We start from the raw sequence: 20,621 nt of genomic DNA, 5'->3' as shown, positions 1-20,621 counted from the left end.
AGCCTGCGCAGCAGGCCAGCTCTGTCCCCAACTAAATAGGTAATCCCATGTCGATCTACATCAACAAAAACACCAAAGTCATCACGCAGGGCATTACCGGCAAGACCGGTCAATTCCACACCCGCATGTGCCGCGACTATGCCAACGGCCGCGAAGCATTCGTGGCGGGCGTCAACCCCAAGCGCGCCGGCGAAGACTTCGAAGGCATCCCGATTTTCGCCAACGTGTCCGAAGCCGCACAGGCAACGGGCGCTACCGTCTCGGTCATCTACGTGCCGCCAGCCGGCGCCGCCGCCGCCATCTGGGAAGCCGTCGAGGCCAACCTGGACCTGGCGATCTGCATCACCGAAGGCATTCCGGTCAAGGACATGCTTGAAGTGCGCAACCGCATGAAGGCCAAGGAAGCTGCCGGCGGCAAGCGCACGCTGCTGCTCGGCCCCAACTGCCCCGGCCTGATCACGCCCGACGAGATCAAGATCGGCATCATGCCCGGCCACATCCACCGCGCCGGCCGCATCGGCGTCGTGTCCCGTTCGGGCACGCTGACCTATGAAGCCGTGGCGCAACTGACTGAAATCGGCCTGGGCCAGTCGACTGCCGTCGGCATTGGCGGCGACCCGATCAATGGCTTGAAGCACATCGACGTGATGCGCGCCTTCAATGACGACCCGGACACCGACGCCGTCATCATGATCGGCGAAATCGGCGGCCCGGATGAAGCCGAGGCGGCCGAATGGTGCAAGCTCCACATGAAAAAACCCATCGTCGGCTTCATCGCCGGTGTGACGGCGCCTGCCGGCAAACGCATGGGCCATGCCGGTGCGCTGATCTCTGGCGGCGCCGACACGGCCGACGCCAAGCTGGCCATCATGGAAGCCTGCGGCTTCACCATCACGCGCAACCCGTCCGAGATGGCGAAACTGCTCAAGGCACTGCTGTAAAAAGCGCTGTGCTGACGCAATCTGCAGCTTGAACGTTGCGCGTATTGCGGTTAGCCACAACAGACAGACCGGTTGTCATCACTGACAATCGGTCTTTTTCATTTTTCAAGAGGTTTCCATGGAAGAGTTCATGACAGCCAGCTTCTGGCTGGCAGTGGGTCAGATCATCATGATCGACATTCTGCTGGGGGGCGACAACGCCGTGGTCATTGCGCTGGCCTGCCGCAACCTGCCAGGAAAGCTGCGCACCAAAGGCATCATCTACGGCACGGCCGGCGCCATCATCCTGCGCGTGATCCTGATTGCCTTTGCGCTGGCGCTGCTGGCCATTCCCTACCTGAAGATCGTCGGCGCCCTGCTGCTGCTGTGGATTGGCGTGAAGCTGCTGGTGCCTGAAGCCGAGGGTGACCACAACATCAGTTCGAGCGACAAGCTCTGGGGCGCGGTCAAGACCGTCATCATTGCCGACCTGGTCATGAGCGTGGACAACGTGCTGGCGGTTTCCGGCGCGGCGCAGGGCGCGCACCAGGAGCACCAGCTGGCGCTGGTGATTTTTGGCCTGCTGGTCAGCATTCCCATCATCATCGGCGGCAGCCAGCTGGTTCTCAAGCTGATGGAGCGCTTTCCGTTCGTCATCACGCTCGGCGCCATGCTGCTGGGCTGGATCGCAGGCCAGATGGCTTACACCGACCCGGCGCTTAAGCCCTACCTGCCCGACGGCGGCTACTGGGGATATGCGGTGGCCGTTGCCGGCGCGCTGCTGGTGCTGGTGATTGGCAAGGGAATACAGGCAGGCCAGAAGCCGGCGGGAGCGGGCTGAATACTGCGCATTAATTCCTTGTCGGGTGCTGGACGGTCTGTTAACGTCCAGCCCTTGACTGGCTGGATACAGCCGGTTCTCCCCGGCAAGACCAGACACGCAAAGGCAGTCAACGGGGTCAAGCCACCCAAACAGAGGTCAAGCCCAGCACCCCATGATGTATGAAATCTGCGCGCAAACCGACCAGGGCCTGGTGCGCAAAAACAATGAAGATGCGGTGGCGTTTGACCTGAAGACCGGCCTGTGTCTGCTGGCTGACGGCATGGGTGGCTACAACGCCGGAGAGGTGGCCAGCAGCATGGCGGTCACCTTTCTCCATCAGGAACTGAGCCAATGGCTGCAGCAGGCCGGTAACCAGACTTCTGGCAGGGAACTTCGCCGAACGATGGAAGCCTGCGTGAACCAGGTCAACCATTCGATTTTCAGCGCCGCCTGCTCCAATCCTGACCAGGCCGGCATGGGCACCACGCTGGTGGCGGCTGTTTTTCTGGAAGCCCGGCTGGTGCTGGGCCATATCGGTGACTCGCGCTGCTACCGGCTGCGCGGCCATGTCCTGCAGCAAATCACCAAAGACCATTCGCTGCTGCAAGAGCAGGTGGACGCCGGGCTGATGACGGCCGAGCAGGCCTTGATGTCGCCGCACCGCAACCTGATCACCCGCGCGCTGGGCGTAGAAGATGCGGTTTCAGTCGAAATCAACGAACACCAGGTCGAGCCGGGCGACCTGTACCTGATGTGCTCCGACGGCCTGTCCGACATGGTCCTGGATCCCGTGATCGAAGCCACCCTGAACGCCCCCGGCAGCTTGCGGCAAAAAGCAGCGGCCCTGATCCGGGTGGCCAACGACAGCGGCGGGCGGGACAATATCACGGTCCTGCTGGTGCAGGCGGCGCAAGACGAGTCCCGGCGCGGCCTGCTGTCCAGAATGCTGGGAAAATAGCGCCGTGACGAAAAAATTCAAAACTCAGAGGAGCTGGCAATGCCGAAAATGATCATTTCCCTGGACGGCACGGTCCTGAAGGAAGTCCAGTTGACGAAAGACCGCACGTCGCTGGGCCGCCGGCCTTACAACGACATCGTGATCGACAACATGGCCGTGAGCGGCGAGCATGCGGTGGTGCAGATGCTGGGTATCGAGAGCTACATCGAAGACCTCAACAGCACCAACGGCACCTATGTCAATGGCAAGACCGTCAAGAAGCAGCAACTGCACCATGACGACACCATTGAAATCGGCAAATACAAGATCCAGTATGTCGATGAAGCCCAGCAGGCCCAGCTTGCCAATGGCGTCATCAAGGTTTTGTCGGGTCCTGCCGCCGGCCGTGAAATGGCCCTGGTCAAGCCCGTGACCAGCCTGGGCAAGACCGGCGTGTCCATCGTCACCATCACCCGGGGACCTCGGGGCTTTGTGCTGGCTCATGTGGAAGGCAACAGCCCGCCGATGGTGAATGGCGCGGCGGTCGGCAGCGAAGCGGTAACGCTCAGGGATGGCGACCGCATCGACCTGGCCGGGACGCAGATGCAGTTTGTGCAGCGCTGAGGGGCGGGGCTGAAGTTTCGTGTCTCTGGCAGATCGCGGCTTCACCCGGTTTGCACCAAACCGTCAAGCTTGCAAAGCCTTGACATAAATCACTTCGATCTCGTCGCTGCTTTTGATGCCCGTGTCATTGGTTACCAGGAAACGGCAGCTTGATTCAATAGCCGTGGCGAAATGCAGGGCATCCATCAGGCGCATGCCTTGCGTGCCTGCCAACTGCGCCGCCAGGTCAAACGTCTGGGCGGTATGGGCATGCACCGTCAAAAAACCTTGCAACCCAAAAAAGGCCTTGAACTGCGCAATTTTTGCCGTGTTGTTGTGCCGGTATGGCATCACCATGGTCTCTGCCACGGCGGCGTCTCCAGTGCAACCCGTCATTCGGCCTTCAACACAAGCCGCCAGCAAAGGGGCCACCACGTCAAACAGCGCACCCTGATCCAGAAAGTAAATGAAGACGTTGGTGTCGAAGTAAACGCGCTGACCCGCCATGCGGGCGAGTGCTGCGCCTAGCGCACCCATGTGTCGCGAAGGCTCTGAATGCCGGCGTCCACTTGTTCAGGCGTATCGCCCCACAACCCTTTACCCAAGCCTGCGAAAGCCATCAGATCGGGCGGCGCTTGCCGACGGCTTATGGGCGTGAACATCACAACACCGTTAGCCAACTGCACGTCCAGGACGTCATCGGGCCGGGCATTCCATTGCGCGAGAATACTTGACGGAATAGTGACTTGCCCCTTGGGGCGGAGAGTGACTTGTGCCATGAAGCTCCAGATTCTGTAGTTAAAAGTAAGAAAGCATATTTTTTATCTTACTTCTAACTTTCTGAGAGTGCAAGCAGGCCATTTCAGTTTTCAAAGCATCGAATCGGGGGACAGAACCATGGCGCTGAAACTGCGCCGTGGCGGGCGCAGCGGCGAGGCATCACGCGCCCGCAGTTACCCCACGCTGGACGAACTGCAGGCTTCTGGCCGCGAGGTCTGCGGCGTTTACCATCCTGCCGCCGTGGTGGCCCGTGTGCAGGAAGGCATGCGCTAAGCCTTGACGCTGGCTGAACGTAACAGCGCCGTTCCCTCTGCGGTCAGGCGTCTGATGGCCCAAGCCTGGGAAGAGGGTGGGTTGACATAGCCGTTTCACAATTTCTTCAACACTGATGGCTTGAGCCCCCATTTGGAGAAAAGCTAAGGTCTAGAAGGGTCAAGATGATGGAGTTGACGGTCAAGTGACAAAAATGTCGTCACTGGTTACCCATTAATGGCATAAATGTAAATTTATTGTGTCAAGTGTGAAGAAAATAACGTTTGTGCCGGGCTGAGTTGAGCTTTGAAGACCTGGCACACAACGTGCAATAGTTCTTGGCAAGTTTTTTCCAACCAAGGAGTTTTTATGAAGCGTTCCATGCAAAAGATGCAAAAGGGTTTCACCCTGATCGAATTGATGATCGTCGTGGCAATTATTGGTATTTTGGCGGCTGTGGCTTTGCCGGCTTACCAGGATTACACCGCGCGGTCACAAGCAACAGTCGCTATGGCTGAGATCACACCAGGCAAAGTACAAGCGGAAGAGAAAATAGCAACTGGCCTAGCTGCTCCCATCACTACTGCACCTGATCTAGGTCTTCTTGCGACTACTTCGCGTTGTGCTGTTACTGTAAATGTGAATGTAAGTGGGCTATCAGGCATTCTCTGCACAATGACTGGTAACCCCCAGGTTGCTGGAAAGAAAATGATGTGGGGTCGTACCGCAGACACCGTGACGGCTGGAACTACAGCAACAGGCGTATGGACTTGCACTACAAACTTGGATGCAAAACATTCGCCGAAAACTTGCACATCCTCTACTACTGCACCAGCATTGCCTGCTTAATTTTTAATATATTTTACTGAGTTATTGACTCAGTTATAAAGTGGTTTTGAAATTGGTCAGTATTTAATAATACTGACCAATTTTTATTGGCGTTGCGTAATCGTAATTTTATTAGAGTTAAATCCTGGATTGAATATTTTTCCGTTCTCAAAAAATAAGATCAAATAAATTTCTGGCTTATATAAGGTCTAGCAGCCTGTAATGCTTGGGGATATTGGGGGTGCATTCCAATTAACGCTTCAAATCCCGATAGAAGTTTTCATGCTGTCCGACCGCTTCCAAGTACACCAGCCGTACACCCTCGTCCAAGGCGTAGCCCCGCAAATACATCTGACCTGCGCTTCGAAACTTGAAAGGTAATGAGGGTCAGATTCCAATTAAATCCACAGTGGCGGTATTTGCCGGTCATCGCCCGGCAAGACGGGGTTGCTGTACTCGACAAACAGGACCAGATTCAAGCCTTTTCGCTCGGCGACAGGTTTTGAAGCCACCGGGCTATTGAGATTGGAATTATCTCCATATAGCTATTATATTGATAGCTGTTTACGCAAGCAGGACGGGCGCTAGAGGCTTAATTAGCTCTCCAATATCTGGATGAAAAAAACTTGAAAGCACTAGCGACCAAACTCTGAATAATGCGCTGACTTACCCAATACCGTGAAGGCCCCATTGACTAAAATAGGCTTTGCTTCCTAGTACAACCGCCCTGAAAGTACCGCCATGTTACGTAGCTACAGCGCAGAGCTAAACGGCTCTCAGCTTGTCTGGCTCGAAAAGCCGCCTGAGCGCTTGGTGCGCCAGCGTGTACTGGTTGTGGTGGAAGACACAAAACCGGTCGCAGAAGCAAGCCCAGACAGGCACTATCAACTGGCTGATCTGGCGGGCCGGTTGCAATGGCAGGGCGATGCACTTCAGGCCCAGCGGGTGCAGCGTGATGCTTGGTAAACGGTATCTGCTCGACACCAACGCTTTGGTTGCTTTGCTTCAAGGGCATGAAGGGTTGCTAGCGCCGTCAAGTTGCCAGATGCGATTGTCGCGGCGAGCGCGGTATGGAGTCAGGCGATATTGGTGACAAACGATGCGCAATTGCTGAAGCTGGCTGCAGAAGATACAAGTTATGCGGCGCTTCCTTTTTAGCAATGAAGGGGTATGCATCCGATACGCAGTACCGGCATAAGCTTGAACGGATTTCACCCTGCGGCCCCTGCCTGCAAAGATGCCATGTACCGCAATATATCGTCTGTGCGACCGTCACTCACCAACTCTTCGGCTGTTTTATAGCCGAAAGACTCAATGCCATCGTTACGATACCAGGTCAGCGCTTTTGCCATGTCGCCTGACAGGCTGAAAGCGGCTTTGATCACTTTCACCGACTCCCTGATATAGCGTTGAACGCTCGGCGTGGTAGGCGCCCGGCGCCCGGCGCAAGGTGTTGCGGTGGACATGAGCCTGATCCGCCAGGCTTTGAAGGTCTAGTTGCAGCGCCTGGCTGAAAAGCCTGGGAGACAAAGCCGGGGCCGGAATCTCGGGGTCTTGCAGCGAGTACAAGAAGTCGTCATAGCTGGGAGGGCTGCAGGTTGAGGCTTGGGGTTTCATACGTACTCCGGACAGTTTTCATTCATTTATCAGAACTAATTCTGCACCAATAATGCAACTTTCGCCATAGGCCGGGTGAGCCAACAACGGTATTGAGCTGGGCAAGCGCACTGAGCCTACTGAGTGTTGCTGGTCAATGGCACGACGATGACGCGGGACAGATTGCGGTTGGCAGCGTTGTTGCTGACGATGATTCCCGGCCGGATCGAACTCCACCCACCACACTTCACCGCGCTGCATTCGCCGCATCCCCAATCAAGCCGTTGATCCACTCCGATGCTTCGGCTTCGCGCTGGCGGTCATTGCGCATGGCGCGGTAGCCCTTGTCCATCGCGGTATCGAGCCCATCAGCTCAGGTTCTCATGTTCCAATCCATCGGCAACCGTCTGTCAGACCGATTTTTGTCCCTGGCCCCACGTCAACCCGTAACCCGTTAGCTTTCCCCGTGCCCCCAACCTTCAATATCCATGACTGGCCGAACGGGTGGCTGCTTGCGTTCCTGATCCTGCCCTGGCTCAGCCCTTTCACTGCCGGCCCCACGCCCAATGTCTGGCCGCTGCTGCTGTCGGCGCTGTGCGCGGTCGTTTTGTGGTTTTACCGGCGCCGGCTCGACGCCCGGCTGGTCGCCGCTGGCTGGCTCGCTGCTGCAGCGGTCAGCGCGCTGATCGCGCTGGTGCAGTATTTCGGCCTGGCGCCGGCCTTGAGCCCGTGGATCAGCCAGACGCAGGCGGGCGAGGCGTTTGCCAACCTGCGCCAGCGCAACCAGTTCGCCACGCTGACCAGCATCGGGCTGGTCGCGCTGATCGGCTGGCTGGCGCTACCGCGACCGCTTGCGCAACCGGGCCAGGGCTGGCGTATGCCTTGGTGGGCTTACCTGCTGGCCGGGCTGCTGGCGCTGGGCAATGCCGTCAGCAGTTCGCGCACGGGTTTGCTGCAATGGATGTTGATTGCCGTGCTCACCGCCTGGTGGGCGCTGCCGGGCGGCCGGTGGCGATTGCTGGTGTTTGCCTTGCAGGCCGTGCTGGCCTATGGCGTGGCCGTGTTCGCCGTGCCCTGGCTGCTGATGCTGGCGACAGGTTTGAGCAGCGGCGGGCTGTTTGGCCGGCTGGTGGATGAAATACCGGCCTGCTCCAGCCGCAAGGTGCTGTGGGCCAACGTGCTGACGCTGATGGCCGAAAAGCCGTGGCTGGGCTGGGGCTGGGGCGAGCTGGACTATGCGCATTTCGTCACGCTGTACCCGGGGCCGCGCTTTTGCGAGATATTGGACAACGCGCACAACCTGCCGCTGCACCTGGCGGTCGAACTGGGCGTTCCGGCGGCCGCCGCCATTTGCGGCGGTTTGGGCTGGGCAACGTGGCGCGCCAAGCCCTGGAAAGAGACAAACCCGGTGCGTCAGATGGCCTGGGGCGTGCTGGCGGTCATCGCGCTGCACAGCTTGCTGGAGTATCCGCTGTGGTACGGGCCGTTCCAGATCGCCGCCGCGCTGGCGGCCTGGCTGCTGTTCACCTCACGCCAGGCCGTGCCCGCCTTGGGCCAGGGTTTTTCTTCAAGATTAAAGCAAAATAGCCGTTTTGCGCAATATCTGCGGGCGTTACTAGCTATCAGTATGATAGTGGCGCTGGTCGGCGTGGCCGTCAGCTATGACCGGGTCAGCCAGATTTACCTGGAGCCTGACCAGCGCAGCGCCGCTTACCGCGACGATACGCTGACCAAGGTGCGCGGCAGCTGGCTGTTTCGCGGACAGGCGCGCTTTGCGGAACTCAGCATCACGCCGCTCACCCCAGCGAATGCCGCCGCAATGCATGCCATGGCGATCGAATTGCTTCACTATTCGCCCGAGCCGCGCGTGATTGAAAAGGTGATCGAAAGTGTGGTGATGCTGGGGCGCAATGACGAGGCGCTGTACTACCTGGTGCGCTACCGGGCGGCTTTTCCGAAGGAGCATGCGCGCTGGGTCCGCAAAAACGCCGCTCCGCTGGCGCCCGACACGCAGGGCGGGCCGCAAGCTGTTTTGACGCTGGAATAGGATTGGGGATGCAGTTCAGTCACAACTTCCCTGCGCGGGAAGGACGGAAAGTGATGGTTTGCCCTATCCAGCCGGTTCCCTCAGCGGCATTCCTCCAGCATCTCGAAAGCATGTAAATCGTTGCCTGGCAGAAAGGGCAACTTTTGCATCAAAGTGTGACTTACACATTTCCTGCCGTCCGAGCCGCGTTATGGTGCTCACATGACTATTGATAAGCGTCAGGGGGCTGTTTTCGCGTCGGGGGTATTGCTTGGGGCTGCGGCTGTCGCCGGGGCATGGAAAAGACGTGGCCCTGCTGCATCGCAGGCGCCTGAAACCCCGAAAACTAACGTTCCCTCATCTCTGCCCGCGCCTGAAAAGCTGAACAAAAGCGCCCAGCCGCCCCGGTTTGTGGCCGAGCCACCGAAAGAAAATGTATCGGCACCGCAGGCACCAGCCCGCGAGACTGTAAGCAGTTCGACCAAAGCACGGGTTTCGCCACAGCAGCCCTTGCCCGAGCCGCTGAAAGCTGCTGTTCAGCCGTTGCAGCCGGCTGGGCCAACGGCGCGGCAGCTTAAGGTTCTCATCTCAAGCAGCGTATTGGCCGCTGCCGCCATCGCCGGCGCATGGCTGTTGCTGGACCCCCTGGGGTTACCCATGCCTGGCAAGCCGGTAACGATTGCTTCTGCTTCGGCGCCGCAGGCTTCGGGGCAGGTCGCGACCTGCCCCCTGACACCGGCAACGGCCGCTTCTGGCAGCCAGGACGGGAAGTTTCCTTTCCAGCCTGACGTGCCCGGCCTGGCGGCGACCGACATTGCGTCGTTCATCGTGATTGGCAAGGATGCTGCCGCGTCCAGCCGGCCGCGCGACGCCGAGGTGGCTTTCCTGATGTCGTGCCGCCTGGCCGACAAGCTCAAGGGCGCGGATTCGACTGAGTCGGCCGACAGCAAATACCTGCTGGGCGCGCACTATGCCAGGCTGGCGCTCCTCGCGGGTTTCGCTCTTGACGCCAGCCGGCCGGAACTGCTCAGGCGCGCAGAATTCCTCTACCTGGACAGCCTGCGTATCTATTCCGCCGCCCACGGCCAGGCCGATGAGCGGTCGCGGTCTGCGGCCGATGGGCTGGCGGCGGTGCGCCAGACGCTGGCGCGGGCAGTGCAGCCCGTGCCTGTGCCTGAGAAACCTCTCCAAGCCCTTGCGTCGGCCAGCCCGGCACTGGAAAGCGGTCCGGTGTCGTCCCCGGTGTCGGTGGCCCGCCCGCCGGTCCGCAAGGTTGAGGTTGCAAAAGCGGCTGTGCCCGTATCCGAAGCGCCGCAGGAGCCGCGCCCGGGAATGCGTTCCGACGCCAGTTTCGATTGCAGCAGGGCGCGCTCGGCGCCCGAAAAGATGATTTGCTCGGACGCCGAGCTTTTCCAGCTCAACCATGAAGTCGGCCGGGTGTATGCACGCGCCAAAAATGCCGCCCCTGACCGCGCAGCCTTCCGGCGCCAGAATGATCTGGAGGCGAGCCGGCGCGAGTCGATTTGCCGGGATCGCGGCTGCATGCTGCGCTGGTATGCCTACCGGCGAGACCAGTTGATGAGCGAGATCGAAGGTCGCAAGCCGCCCGGCCCCACGGCCTGGCGCTAATGCAAAAAACCCCATGAACAGGACCGGACCGCAAGCGATGGCGGTCGATGGCGTCTAGAGATCAACAACGAAAGGGAGGACGATATGAAGAAACTGATGACCCTGGCCGGACTGGCGGCTTTGCTGCTTTCGGGCTGCGCAGCGCCCGACTTTTCTGCATCAAGCACAGGATCCACGGCGGCACCGGCGCCCACCAACCTGTCGCTGGAAGGTCAGTCCCGGGTGATTCGCTCAAAGATTGTCGAGCTCAAGAAGGAGGTCAGGGTGTTCGAGGTGATGCTGACCGATGTGGAGCGAAGGGCGGCCATGTCACAGATTTCGCTCTCCAGCTTGCCGAACACCGAAGTCATTCAAGGCGCCAGCGTGGCGCCTGAACCGGCGTCTGCCCGCAGCGATGCCGACCGGCTTTCCGTCACGGTCAGACCCGCGCCTGCGGCCAGACCGGCCGAGAACAGCAACGGCAAGGCGCCGCAGAAGTAGGCTGCGTTCCAGTTATTGAATTCGCTGGCCGCCCGAAAATTACTTGCCAGGGCTGCAAAACTCTTCGACATCAATCACTTACAAAGCTGCCCGACTTGCCGCCGTGCTTTTCCAGCAGCTTCACGTCGGTGATGGTCATGCCCCTGTCAGCGGCTTTACACATGTCATCTAGATGATGATGACAACGCTTGGCTTTTCCATATTCCCTATATAAGTCCATGACTTACGTAAGATAAGTGAAGCGACGGCCTCTGGGTTAAACCTTGAAAACTCAACTCTTAGCCAACGCAGTTGGACAAAACTTGGACAGGAATCTGACCAAGATGGACAGCATACCCGATAAGGTTCGAGGCTAAGGAATTGAAGACGTTCCGACTGTCACAGTAGCCCCAGTGTCATTCGGCATATATTTCTCTTGATAGCGAAAGATGAATTGACGAAAGCTGCGACTCTCAGCAAATGTCTTATGCTCGAATTCAGCCACCACAGCACTTAAGGTCACAGTAGCGTGTGCCGTACGCCTCGCTAGCTCGGTCAAGAGAGCCTGCAGTCGCGATGGATCGAAAAAGCAACCGGCGTGAGGAATGTTATTTGGCGATATGAGCCTAAAGCCGTCGTAAGTTGCGTGGGAAGCGTAGTGTGAGTAGCTTGCGTATTGCGGTTTACGGCTCTGACCCTCGTGTTCCGGATGAGCCTCAAGAGCCTTTCTGACAGCGTCGGGGCTGAATGTCTTTCGCAGCAACTTGCTGTCTGCCCATGACCAGATGCCAATTTGCGAGGGGTCAATCAGGAAATAATCAACTAGGTTCACTAGTTCAAGTAGGTCTCTTAATTGTGCAAAAGCGGTTTGGTAATAGCCTGCAAGCCCGAGCTTCAGGGCTGATGCAGCGCAGTTAAGCAAGCGTATGCAGAGAAGCTGTAAAGTGTGAACCGCTGACTCTGCTTCTGACTCTAGTTGAATCAGCGTGTACGCGTAGGCCAAGCTCTCACTAACTGCCTCTAAGTGGTCAGACATAACTTCGCTATTGCTGATGACAGCAAGAGCCTGAGCTTGGAGCTGTGCTTCGTGTTCAAACGTTGACAGAAGGTTTGCAGGTATGGTGCGCATCAATGAAATCATATCCGCCATGTCCAAAATCGACCGTATTCGGACCGTAACTCAATACATGTCCAAAACCTAGCCTGATAAGGTTATGGATACTGGCGTTTAAGTCCAAGCATTTTGGACTCCATAGCAAGAGGCATTGCGCTACTCTATGTGGCTGTCAGGCAGTAGCGCTTTACGGTGGAATCGGACAGGTTGAACTGCTTTGCAGTAACTGCAATGCTGGCTTTGTTCTCTATGCGCCAATTTCGTACAGTAGAGGCTTCGCCTTTGGCTGGCCTGCCTAGGCTGTCCTTGCCTCTGTGTGTCTTGCCAGTGGTAGCAAGGGACGCCTTGGCAACGTCCCTGCCGTTGCTGGTGCGTTCCCTGATTCGTTCGCGTTCCATCTCTGCAACCTGCGCCAGCACGGCCACAATCAATTCCCCTACGCCTTTGGCGATCAACCCCAAACCGCGCACGTTGACGGACACGCCTTTGGCAAGGAACGTCTTGATAGTGGTCTGTATGTCGATGGCATCGCGGCCTAGTCGATCAACAGCATAGACATGAACCGTGTCGCCTTTACGAGCGTACTTCAGCAGTTCAGCGAAACCCGGACGGCTTGCAGCCAGCACAGCGCCGCTAATGCCCTCGTCCATGTACTCTGCATCAAAGGCGGTGCCTTGCATCATGGCTTGCCTCTGTGCCTCAACTGACTGAGACAGGCCGGAACAGCGTAGGTAGAGAAGGTTTGACATTTGATGTGCCTTTGTGGTTCTAAAGATAGTAGATTCATTATGACCTAGATCATAAGCATTTCTGAATATCTTTTGACCTATGCAAAAGGGCTATTGTTGGGGTAGGTCACAACTTACAACTTATGACCTGCAATCCGTAGGGCATGGCAATCGGCAGGCGCTGTCAGCCTCATATAGCCGCGCCGCGTCTAGGCAGGCCGCAGAGACACCCGACACCGCAGAGCAGAGCGCCGCCAAGCCGCTATAGCCAAACCATGCCCGCCAGCCCTAAAAGCCCGCCACGGCCATCCACAGCCCCGCCAGCCGCCCATAGCAGGCCAGCCCATACCTACCCAGCCCCGCATCAGGCCACCCAGCAGGCCCAGCCGCAGGCTCTGCCATAGGCACGCCCGCCCGCGCATCATGCCGCCCGCGCTCGCCCGCGCTCGCCAGCGCAGGCCCACGGGGGCATATGCAAGCGCCCGTTGGTCTGAGGTGCCCCCTCGCTATTGCAAGAAACATTTAGGTTTTGTTACATTAAGCTCTGCATAAAAGGAATCAATGATTATTAAAAGATTAGCTCTAATTGCAGTTTTATTACTTACTGGATGCCAAGCTGTTGTATATGGCACAGCATCAGACTTTGATAAGGTTGCTATTGGCATGACCAAGCAGCAGGTTATCCAGACTCTAGGTTCTCCCGTGTCAGTCAGTGCGGATGGCGACAAGAGCGAGGAATACTTGATTTACAAGCGGATGAAGCATGCCGTGTCTGCATGGCCAAGAACCTACTCAGTAACTCTGCGCGGTGGCAAGGTAGTCAAGTACGGCGAACAGTACGAAGAGAAGAACATCAATATATTCTGACGCTAACATCAATCGCTTGAAAGCGAACTAATAGTGGCTTAGAAGAGGATTATCGAAAGCTATGTAAGGTATAAGCTCACAAGCCTATTTATAGCTGCTTTCATATAACCCATTTAAAATCCTTATAGATGCGTTAGATTAAAGGCATGCGAAGCTCTAAACCTTGCATAGGCTCCAAGAGTGAACGTAGTGAACCGAGCTAGCGATAGCTAGTGAGTAGCTATATAGTCTATAGCGTAGTTATAATGCTTGCTAGTCTATGCGTAGCATCATCCGCTATTAGCCTATAGCTCTAAAGGCTCAGACTGCGAAGCCTTAGCGTAGCAGGCTGGGACTAGCTCATATCTAAAGCCTGTAGCGTAGCTTCATGCTCTATAGCTATTCCCTTAGGCTATTCTTAGACTCCAAGAGTGAACGTAGTGAACCGAGACTACCGACAGGTAGTTGAGTACCCGGCTGTAAGCCAATGCTTTAAGCATCCTACAGCGTAGCTGTCAGGTTTATGACATGGGACTATGGCTCTATCTTTAGGCTATAGCTCTGTGCTTCTTCTAGGGGCTATGGTTAGGTTAGGTCACAGATGCAGCCTCTAATGTGGCCTTGTCTGAAAACCTAGCGCTTAACGCGTTAGGACGCCGCAATGTGTATCCCTAGACCTAGAAGTAGGTAGTGAGGGCAAAGGCGCAGGTTATCGGTAGCTGGTTCGCTAATATCCCGAATCTACTGTAAAGCAGGAACCTTAATGGCAGGGTTAGCGCCGGTTCATTGCTGTAGTATATGTACTAATAGACTAATCTCCTTATAAATCAAGGACTTACCGCGATAAGCCTAGCCAGCGCATCACGCCGTTACCCTAGCCTATCGTGTGACGGTACAGCAAGCCAGCACAGCCAGCACAGCCAGCCGCTAGGCAATGAAACAGATACTGCGCTGCCGTGTATGACTTCCACGAAAAGCCGCCAGCGCAGCATACAGCCCACATAATAAATCCCTGCCACTGCAAGGCCATCATCAAGCCGCAGGCGCTGCCAAGCCGCTCACAGCCCTGCTAAGCGTTTATTAAAGCCGCGCCATACATGCCCAGCCCGGCCATTGCCAGAACTCGCCAGCGGCCCGGCAAAGCCGCCAATTAATCCAGCCCGGCCATCAGCAAACCGCAGGCGCTGCCATCCTATTCCGTATTAACTCAGCCCAGCTTTTTGGCTAATGCACTGGCGTTCGGATGGTAGTAGCGTTTAAGCATTTGAATACTACGGTGTCCGGTAACAGCCGCTAGTTCGATAACGTTTGGCAGCTTGTCGGCCATGCGGCTTGTTGCGGTATGCCTGAGGTCATGAAAGCGCAGCCCCTTGATGCTGGCTCTTACCGTGGCTCGTATGAAGGCGGCTACCACCGTCTGAGCCGCGATGCTGAACACTGTTTCATTACGACAGTTGGTCAAAGAGGCCAGCACAGCTACTGCAGCAGTGGACAGAGGCACAAGGCGTGGATGCCCATTCTTTGTAGTTGGCAAGTAGGCCGTTTGAGCTTCAAGGTCCACATGCGCCCATCGAAGTGCTAGCAGTTCACCACGGCGCATGGCAGTCTGAAGCGCAAGCTGAACTAGCGGCAGCATTTCGGGGTTCCGTCTGCCCGTAGGCGTTAAGGCCGCAAGCAGACGCTGCTCCTCATCATTGGAAAGCACCCGTGTACGCCCGGCAGGAATAGGCGGCTTCTTGACCAGCAGGCACGGGTTATTCACCGTCACGCCCCATTCACGCCTAGCATGGTTGATGACGCTGGACAGCAGCGACAAGTCCCGGATAACCGCGCCAGCCCCGACATTCTTAAGCCTCTCATCGCGAAAGCCAGCAACGATGGCAGGCGACAGTTTCGCCATGCTGTACGCGGCCATCTTGGCACGCTTAAGCGCATTGATGCGGATGACCTCATCCCGATAGCCCCGCTTTGTCGGTGAGACTTCCTCTGCATAGCGCAGAAGGGCATCACTCAGCAGCATCTTGTCGGCATCACAGCGGGATTGATAGCCGCCGCTATCCATAGCCCCTTCTATTTGCCGCGCCCATCGTTGAGCTTCACCCCGCGTTGCGAAGCTCTTAACTTCAGCCGGATACCCCTCGCGTAGCACTCGTGCTTGCCACGTGCCGGAACGTTGTCGAATCGATGCCATATGCGCCTTCACTTGGACAGGCGTTGGACAAGAACGAGTTTTCTAAGGTTTTCACCCCTTTCGGGGCTGGCCTGAGGCTCAGCAGCTTGACGCTAACGGTTCAAGCTCAGTAAGACAATATCCTTACGAATCAATCACTTACAAAGCTGCCCGACTTGCCGCCGTGCTTTTCCAGTAGCTTCACGTCGGTGATGGTCATGCCCCTGTCAGCGGCTTTACACATGTCATAAATCGTCAGCAGGGCAATGTTGACGGCTGTCAGCGCTTCCATCTCGACGCCGGTGGGGCCAACGGTTTCCACCGTGGCGGTACAGGTCACGCTGCCGGTTTCGTTCCCGGCTGCCGGGGCCGTCGCAAATTCCAGCGCAACGCGGGTCAGCGCCAGCGGGTGGCACAGTGGGATCAGGTCGCTGGTTTTCTTGGCGGCCATGATGCCGGCGACACGGGCAATGCCCAGCACGTCGCCCTTTTTGGCCGTGCCGGACATGACCAGCGCCAGCGTGGCGGGCTTCATGGCGATGCGGCCTTGTGCAACGGCGATGCGGTGCGTGGCCGCCTTGGCCGCGACATCGACCATGTGGGCCTGGCCCTGGGCGTCGAAATGGGTGAGAGGGGAAGTGGGCGTCGTCATGCTGATACAGAACCTTTACAACTATGCCGCATCATAAGAGGCTTGCTTGCGTCGTTCTTCCCCGCCCCAAAGGTGACTGCCCTTGACTTTATTGACCCGCTCCGACATTTTTAAGCCTAAACATGCTTTCGCGCAGGTGCAGCGCGCGCTGGCAGCTATGGTCGTGATAGCAGTCTCCACCGCTTCGCTGGCCCAGGCGCCGGGCGGTGAAACGTCTTTTCCGCCGGCCGGCGCCCGTTCGTTGCCGTCTCTGGGCGATAACTCCGACCTGTCCCCGGCTGCCGAGCGCCGCATCGGCGACCGCATCGCGGCCAGTATTTACCGTGACCCCGACCTGGTCGAGGACCCGGTGCTAACCGATTACCTGCAGGGCATCTGGCAGCCGTTGATGGCGGCGGCGCGCGCGCGCGGCGAGCTGTCGGCCGAGCTGGACGAGCGCTTTGCCTGGGAATTGTTCCTGATCCGCGACCGCAGCATCAACGCCTTTGCCTTGCCAGGCGGCTATTTTGGCGTGCATCTGGGCCTGATCAGCACCGTCAGCAGCGCCGACGAGCTGGCCGCCGTGCTGGCGCATGAGATGAGCCACGTGACGCAGCGGCACATCTCGCGGCTGATGACGCAGCAGTCCCGGCAAGCGCCGTGGATGATTGCCGCCATGGTGCTCGGCGCGCTGGCGGCGAACCGGAATCCGCAGGCCGGCTCGGCCGCGATCGTCGGCGGCCAGGCGATTCTGGCGCAGGGCCAGCTGAATTTTTCGCGCGACATGGAGCGCGAGGCCGACCGCGTCGGCTTTGGTATGATGGAGGATGCCGGCTATGCCAGCCGAGGCATCTCGGGCATGTTTGAAAAACTGCAGCAGGCCAACCGGCTCAACGACAACGGCTCGTTTCCCTACCTGCGCTCGCACCCGCTGACCACTGAGCGGATGGCTGAGGCGCAGGCCCGGGTGCAACTGGCCTCGGCGGCTGCTGCACCGTCAGCCGGTCAGCAGGCGACCGCCGAACGCACGCAGCGCCTGCACGCCATGATGGCCGCGCGCGCCCGCATTCTGGCCGTTCCCGGCGTGGACGTGCTGCGCACCCTGCTGGCCGAGGCGCAGCGCAGGGCGGCTGCCTTGCCGGCAGCTTCGGCAGCCAGTGCCCGCGATGCCGGAACGTTTTATGGTGGCGCCTTTGCCGCAGCGCAACTGCGTGATTTCGCGGCGGCGCGCAGCCTGCTCGACCGGCTTGGGGCGCTTGCCGCCGGCTCGGACCCGGCGGGCAAGGCGGTGCAGCTGCTGGCCGTCGAGCTGGACCTGATGGAAGGCAAGTTGCCGGCTTCGGCCGCCACGCTTGACATCGGCAAGGCCGGCTCACGGGCCGAACTGCTGCTGATGTCTAGGGCGCTGATGGCCGCCAAGCGCGCGCCCGACGTGTCGCAAACGCTGCAGACCTGGGTGGCCGTGCATCCCCGCGATGCCGGCGCCTGGCAGCTGCTGGCCACCGCCTACGGCCAGCAGGGCCAGCCGGTGCGCGCCATCCGGGCCGATGCCGAAAGCCGCGCCGCCCAGCTCGACTACAGCGCCGCGCTGGACCGCTTCAAGGCGGCGCAGGGGCTGATGCGCAGCCAGCCGGGCAGCGCCGATTTTGTGGAGGGTTCGATCATTGACACGCGCACGCGGCAGGTCGAGTCAATCCTTAAGGAACAGGCGCTCCAGGAGAAAATCGATCGCTAGCTGCAGCACTGAGTAGATCAGCGAGCCCAGCAGCGCCGCGCCAAAGCCGTTGACGTTCAGGCCGCTGACCAGGCTGGCGGCGGCCCAGAACATCAGCGCATTCACGACAAACAGGAACAGCCCCAGCGTCAGCACCGTCACCGGCAGCGTGAGCAGCACCAGCAGCGGGCGCACCACCATGTTCAGCGCGCCGAGCACCGCCGCCGCGATCAGCGCGCCGGTGAAACTGGTCACCGTCACGCCCGAGTACAGGTAGGCCACCGCCAGCAGGGCGGCGGCGCTGAGCAGCCATTTGAGGATGAGTTTCATGCTTTCAAGGATAGCACCTGGTCCGCCACGCCGACTGCTGCGCTGGCCGGCAGGTAGCTACCCAAATCCGTAGTAACCGTGTGGAATTTCCAAAACGCCGATACTTTTTCGACTGAAAGGGGAGTAGCGACCTTGTAGCCAACCGGTGGCAAGCGCTTGTGTTTCGTCAATACGTTGCCCGTCAAACCGGTAGCCGGAACACATAAAAGGAGCTGTGCAGCTCTTTCCCGCAAGACCTTTTGGTGCGCATTCGCATCTTCCATTGTTAAAAAGGTCTTGTCATGCAAACCATTGCGCCCCTGTGGCTGTGGGCCACTTTTGTCGGCATCGTTCTTGTTTCCCTGTTCATTGATTTCGTGGTCCTGAAAAAGCAGGGCGCCCATGACATTGGCGTCAGGGAGGCGCTGAACTGGTCGCTGGTCTGGGTCTCGCTGAGCTTTTTGTTCAATGGCCTGTTCTGGTGGGCGGTGAAGGACAGCACCGGTTCCACCGAAATCGCCAACACCAAGTCGCTGGAATTCCTGACCGGCTACCTGATCGAGAAATCGCTGGCGGTGGACAACATCTTCGTCTTCCTGATGATCTTCACCTACTTCGCCGTGCCGTCGCATTACCAGAAGCGGGTGCTGATGATCGGCATCATCGGCGCCATCGTGCTGCGCACCATCATGATCCTGGTCGGCGGCTGGCTGCTGGCGCAGTTCCACTGGATCTTGTACCTGTTCGGCGCCTTCCTGATCCTGACCGGCATCAAGATGTGGTGGGCCGCCGGCAAGGAGCCGGCGCTGGACGACAACCCGGCGCTCAAGCTGCTGCGCCGCATTTTGCCGGTCAGCAAGCATTACGACGGCGAGAAGTTCTGGACCGTCGAGAACGGCAAGAAGATCGCCACGCCGCTGTTCATGGTGATCTGCCTGGTGGCGCTGACCGACGTGATTTTCGCGGTGGACTCGATCCCGGCGATTTTCGCCATCACCAGCGACCCGTTCATCGTGCTGACCAGCAACGTGTTCGCCATTCTGGGCCTGCGCGCCATGTACTTTTTGCTGGCCGCCGTGGCCAACAAGTTCCATTTGCTGAACTACGGCCTGGCGGTGATCCTGGTGTTCATCGGCACCAAGATGTGCCTGATCGACATCTACAAGATTCCGGTGATGGCGTCGCTGGGCGTGGTGGTCGGCGTGCTGGTTCTGACCATGCTGCTCAGCGTGCGTTCGGCGTCGGCCGACGTGCGGCGCGGATAAGCCCCAGCCGGCAAGCCGTGCAGCGCAGCCTGGCAGGGATGACTATGATGCGCTTCCCATGCCTGGCATTCACATCATCGACCTTGAAGCCGCCATCAATTACTGGCGCGCCAAAAATCCTTCGCCCGACGGCACCACGCTGGCGCCCGAGGTGCGCGCGCTGGCCGAGGTGTATGCGCTGATGGCCTTTCGCCGTGAAGACGCGGCGGATGAGGCCGCTTTTCCGGCCGAGGCGCTGGACGCCTGGCTCGCCTGGTACGACACCACCGCCGACACGCCGTGCATTGCCATCTGTTCCACCAGCCAGGGCGATGACCTGTGCAAGGGCTGCGGCCGCACGTTCGAGGAGGTCCAGCACTGGCTGGCGATGAGCCCGGTTGAAAAACGCGGCACCTGGCGGCGCATCACCCAGCAGGCCACGGCCTGGCGCTTTGGCCGCTACGCCGACCGGGCGCTGGAGAAGACGAGCCCGGCAGATGCTGATTTTTAGTAACTATTCAGGTTGCCCATGCCTTGATTCCGAATGACTCCTTCCCCCAAAGGCGGGAAGGAGTAAGGCGGGGATGCTGAGTCGTTACGATTTTCAATATAAAAAATGTCGTTTCCGCTCATCCTGTATATGTTTATAGCTATCAATTCAGGAGTTGCCTGATTCCGGCGTAAACTGCCCGCATGCTTCGCCTGACCCGTGCCCCGAACATTGCCATTGCCGCGCTGTGGGTCGATGCGCTGCAGCAAGCCGGTTATTCGGCCAGCGTGCAGCGCTATTTCCTGGGCAGCGTGGCCGGCGAGTTGCCGCCCGATCAGTGCCAGCCGGAAATCTGGCTGACCCACGACCATGAGCAGACGGGCGCCCGCGCCTTGCTCGATGCGCTGCAAAACATGCCGCAGCGGCGCTGGCTGTGCCGCTGTGGGGAAACGGTCGAAGGCGGCTTCGAGCAGTGCTGGCAGTGCGGCGCCGCGATGCCGGCGGGCCTGGCCTGAGTCAAGC

General features: G+C 58.6%; 25 protein-coding genes and 2 pseudogenes. 15 read left to right on the top strand and 12 right to left on the bottom strand.

The window, feature by feature from the left end:
* Positions 1–47: 47 nt before the first annotated feature.
* The 4 genes from sucD (at position 48) to ACP7AD_RS13215 (ending at position 3,304) form a co-directional block, all read left to right on the top strand.
* Entirely contained in the window at positions 48–941 is an 894-nt protein-coding gene (gene sucD, locus ACP7AD_RS13230) for a succinate--CoA ligase subunit alpha (protein WP_426148035.1), read from the top strand.
* 118 nt (positions 942–1,059) lie between these two features.
* Positions 1,060–1,761, top strand: coding sequence for a TerC family protein (locus ACP7AD_RS13225; RefSeq protein ID WP_426148034.1), 702 nt, complete (start codon positions 1,060–1,062; stop codon positions 1,759–1,761).
* Between the two features lie 154 nt (positions 1,762–1,915).
* Entirely contained in the window at positions 1,916–2,701 is a 786-nt protein-coding gene (locus ACP7AD_RS13220; RefSeq protein WP_426148033.1) for a Stp1/IreP family PP2C-type Ser/Thr phosphatase, read from the top strand.
* A gap of 39 nt (positions 2,702–2,740) precedes the next feature.
* The gene (locus tag ACP7AD_RS13215) at positions 2,741–3,304 is read left to right on the top strand and encodes an FHA domain-containing protein (RefSeq protein WP_426148032.1); all 564 of its coding nucleotides are present in this window, start codon (positions 2,741–2,743) and stop codon (positions 3,302–3,304) included.
* Positions 3,305–3,367: 63 nt separating this feature from the next.
* Here ACP7AD_RS13215 and ACP7AD_RS13210 read toward each other — a convergent pair whose 3' ends face one another.
* A complete protein-coding gene (locus tag ACP7AD_RS13210; protein WP_426148031.1) occupies positions 3,368–3,820 on the bottom strand; it encodes a type II toxin-antitoxin system VapC family toxin in 453 nt (150 codons plus the stop codon).
* Positions 3,808–4,062: an AbrB/MazE/SpoVT family DNA-binding domain-containing protein gene (locus ACP7AD_RS13205; protein ID WP_426148030.1), complete on the bottom strand. Its 255-nt coding sequence runs from the start codon at positions 4,060–4,062 to the stop codon at positions 3,808–3,810. Before ACP7AD_RS13205 ends, ACP7AD_RS13210 begins: the two co-directional genes overlap by 13 nt.
* A 118-nt stretch (positions 4,063–4,180) precedes the next feature.
* On the opposite strand from ACP7AD_RS13205, the gene ACP7AD_RS13200 reads away from it, so the two are divergent.
* Complete coding sequence (locus ACP7AD_RS13200; RefSeq protein WP_426148029.1) at positions 4,181–4,336, top strand: hypothetical protein; 156 nt, start codon at positions 4,181–4,183, stop codon at positions 4,334–4,336.
* Positions 4,337–4,684: 348 nt separating this feature from the next.
* Positions 4,685–5,164 (top strand): pilin, encoded by a 480-nt coding sequence (locus tag ACP7AD_RS13195; RefSeq protein ID WP_426148028.1) that lies wholly within the window; start codon positions 4,685–4,687, stop codon positions 5,162–5,164.
* Between the two features lie 231 nt (positions 5,165–5,395).
* On the opposite strand, the pseudogene ACP7AD_RS13190 reads toward ACP7AD_RS13195, so the two are convergent.
* A pseudogene (locus ACP7AD_RS13190) lies at positions 5,396–5,506 on the bottom strand (type II toxin-antitoxin system RelE/ParE family toxin); the annotation flags it as partial.
* A gap of 378 nt (positions 5,507–5,884) precedes the next feature.
* Between ACP7AD_RS13190 and ACP7AD_RS13185 the strand changes: the two are divergent.
* Entirely contained in the window at positions 5,885–6,109 is a 225-nt protein-coding gene (locus ACP7AD_RS13185; protein ID WP_426148027.1) for a hypothetical protein, read from the top strand.
* Positions 6,110–6,354: 245 nt separating this feature from the next.
* Here the strand turns inward: ACP7AD_RS13185 and ACP7AD_RS13180 are convergent, their stop codons facing one another.
* Positions 6,355–6,609, bottom strand: a complete 255-nt coding sequence (locus ACP7AD_RS13180) for a hypothetical protein (protein ID WP_426148026.1) — start codon at positions 6,607–6,609, stop codon at positions 6,355–6,357.
* A 267-nt stretch (positions 6,610–6,876) separates the two neighbouring features.
* The gene (locus tag ACP7AD_RS13175) at positions 6,877–6,990 is read right to left on the bottom strand and encodes a type II toxin-antitoxin system PemK/MazF family toxin (RefSeq protein WP_426148025.1); all 114 of its coding nucleotides are present in this window, start codon (positions 6,988–6,990) and stop codon (positions 6,877–6,879) included.
* Between the two features lie 215 nt (positions 6,991–7,205).
* Between ACP7AD_RS13175 and ACP7AD_RS13170 the strand changes: the two genes are divergently transcribed.
* From ACP7AD_RS13170 to ACP7AD_RS13160, 3 genes are all read left to right on the top strand, one after another.
* Positions 7,206–8,786 (top strand): PglL family O-oligosaccharyltransferase, encoded by a 1,581-nt coding sequence (locus ACP7AD_RS13170; RefSeq protein ID WP_426148024.1) that lies wholly within the window; start codon positions 7,206–7,208, stop codon positions 8,784–8,786.
* A 636-nt stretch (positions 8,787–9,422) separates the two neighbouring features.
* A complete protein-coding gene (locus ACP7AD_RS13165; RefSeq protein ID WP_426166168.1) occupies positions 9,423–10,394 on the top strand; it encodes a lysozyme inhibitor LprI family protein in 972 nt (323 codons plus the stop codon).
* 84 nt (positions 10,395–10,478) lie between these two features.
* Positions 10,479–10,874, top strand: a complete 396-nt coding sequence (locus ACP7AD_RS13160; RefSeq protein ID WP_426148022.1) for a hypothetical protein — start codon at positions 10,479–10,481, stop codon at positions 10,872–10,874.
* A gap of 70 nt (positions 10,875–10,944) precedes the next feature.
* Here ACP7AD_RS13160 and moaC (ACP7AD_RS13155) read toward each other — a convergent pair.
* The 3 genes and pseudogenes from moaC (ACP7AD_RS13155) to ACP7AD_RS13145 form a co-directional block, all read right to left on the bottom strand.
* Positions 10,945–11,040: pseudogene (gene moaC / locus ACP7AD_RS13155) on the bottom strand (cyclic pyranopterin monophosphate synthase MoaC); the annotation flags it as partial.
* A 186-nt stretch (positions 11,041–11,226) separates the two neighbouring features.
* Positions 11,227–11,994 carry a hypothetical protein gene (locus ACP7AD_RS13150; RefSeq protein ID WP_426148021.1) on the bottom strand — a complete coding sequence of 256 codons (768 nt, stop codon included), beginning with the start codon at positions 11,992–11,994 and terminating at the stop codon, positions 11,227–11,229.
* Positions 11,995–12,128: 134 nt separating this feature from the next.
* Positions 12,129–12,716, bottom strand: coding sequence for a recombinase family protein (locus ACP7AD_RS13145; protein WP_426148020.1), 588 nt, complete (start codon positions 12,714–12,716; stop codon positions 12,129–12,131).
* A gap of 540 nt (positions 12,717–13,256) precedes the next feature.
* Between ACP7AD_RS13145 and bamE the strand changes: the two genes are divergently transcribed.
* Entirely contained in the window at positions 13,257–13,562 is a 306-nt protein-coding gene (gene bamE / locus ACP7AD_RS13140) for an outer membrane protein assembly factor BamE domain-containing protein (protein WP_426148019.1), read from the top strand.
* Between the two features lie 1,186 nt (positions 13,563–14,748).
* Here the strand turns inward: bamE and ACP7AD_RS13135 are convergent.
* Positions 14,749–15,603: a site-specific integrase gene (locus tag ACP7AD_RS13135; protein WP_426148018.1), complete on the bottom strand. Its 855-nt coding sequence runs from the start codon at positions 15,601–15,603 to the stop codon at positions 14,749–14,751.
* A 259-nt stretch (positions 15,604–15,862) separates the two neighbouring features.
* A complete protein-coding gene (moaC, locus tag ACP7AD_RS13130; protein ID WP_426148017.1) occupies positions 15,863–16,363 on the bottom strand; it encodes a cyclic pyranopterin monophosphate synthase MoaC in 501 nt (166 codons plus the stop codon).
* Positions 16,364–16,520: 157 nt separating this feature from the next.
* Between moaC (ACP7AD_RS13130) and ACP7AD_RS13125 the strand changes: the two genes are divergently transcribed.
* The gene (locus ACP7AD_RS13125) at positions 16,521–18,077 is read left to right on the top strand and encodes a M48 family metalloprotease (protein ID WP_426148073.1); all 1,557 of its coding nucleotides are present in this window, start codon (positions 16,521–16,523) and stop codon (positions 18,075–18,077) included.
* On the opposite strand, the gene ACP7AD_RS13120 is transcribed toward ACP7AD_RS13125, so the two are convergent.
* A complete protein-coding gene (locus ACP7AD_RS13120) occupies positions 18,033–18,386 on the bottom strand; it encodes a phage holin family protein (RefSeq protein ID WP_036807932.1) in 354 nt (117 codons plus the stop codon). The genes ACP7AD_RS13125 and ACP7AD_RS13120 overlap by 45 nt on opposite strands.
* A complete protein-coding gene (locus ACP7AD_RS13115) occupies positions 18,383–18,673 on the bottom strand; it encodes a hypothetical protein (protein WP_426148016.1) in 291 nt (96 codons plus the stop codon). The genes ACP7AD_RS13120 and ACP7AD_RS13115 overlap by 4 nt, the downstream gene beginning before the upstream one ends.
* Between ACP7AD_RS13115 and ACP7AD_RS13110 the strand changes: the two genes are divergently transcribed.
* The 3 genes from ACP7AD_RS13110 (at position 18,668) to ACP7AD_RS13100 (ending at position 20,614) form a co-directional block, all read left to right on the top strand.
* Positions 18,668–19,630 (top strand): TerC family protein, encoded by a 963-nt coding sequence (locus ACP7AD_RS13110; RefSeq protein WP_426148015.1) that lies wholly within the window; start codon positions 18,668–18,670, stop codon positions 19,628–19,630. The two genes, ACP7AD_RS13115 and ACP7AD_RS13110, sit on opposite strands and share 6 nt — an antisense overlap.
* A 58-nt stretch (positions 19,631–19,688) precedes the next feature.
* A complete protein-coding gene (locus ACP7AD_RS13105) occupies positions 19,689–20,120 on the top strand; it encodes a DUF3717 domain-containing protein (RefSeq protein ID WP_426148014.1) in 432 nt (143 codons plus the stop codon).
* 182 nt (positions 20,121–20,302) lie between these two features.
* Positions 20,303–20,614 carry a DUF2007 domain-containing protein gene (locus ACP7AD_RS13100; protein WP_426148013.1) on the top strand — a complete coding sequence of 104 codons (312 nt, stop codon included), beginning with the start codon at positions 20,303–20,305 and terminating at the stop codon, positions 20,612–20,614.
* Positions 20,615–20,621: the final 7 nt, after the last annotated feature.

Origin of the sequence: Polaromonas sp. DSP2-3-2b2 (assembly GCF_049895905.1) — a bacterium.
Taxonomy (GTDB): domain Bacteria; phylum Pseudomonadota; class Gammaproteobacteria; order Burkholderiales; family Burkholderiaceae_C; genus Polaromonas.
This window is presented reverse-complemented; position numbering and strand designations above follow the sequence as displayed.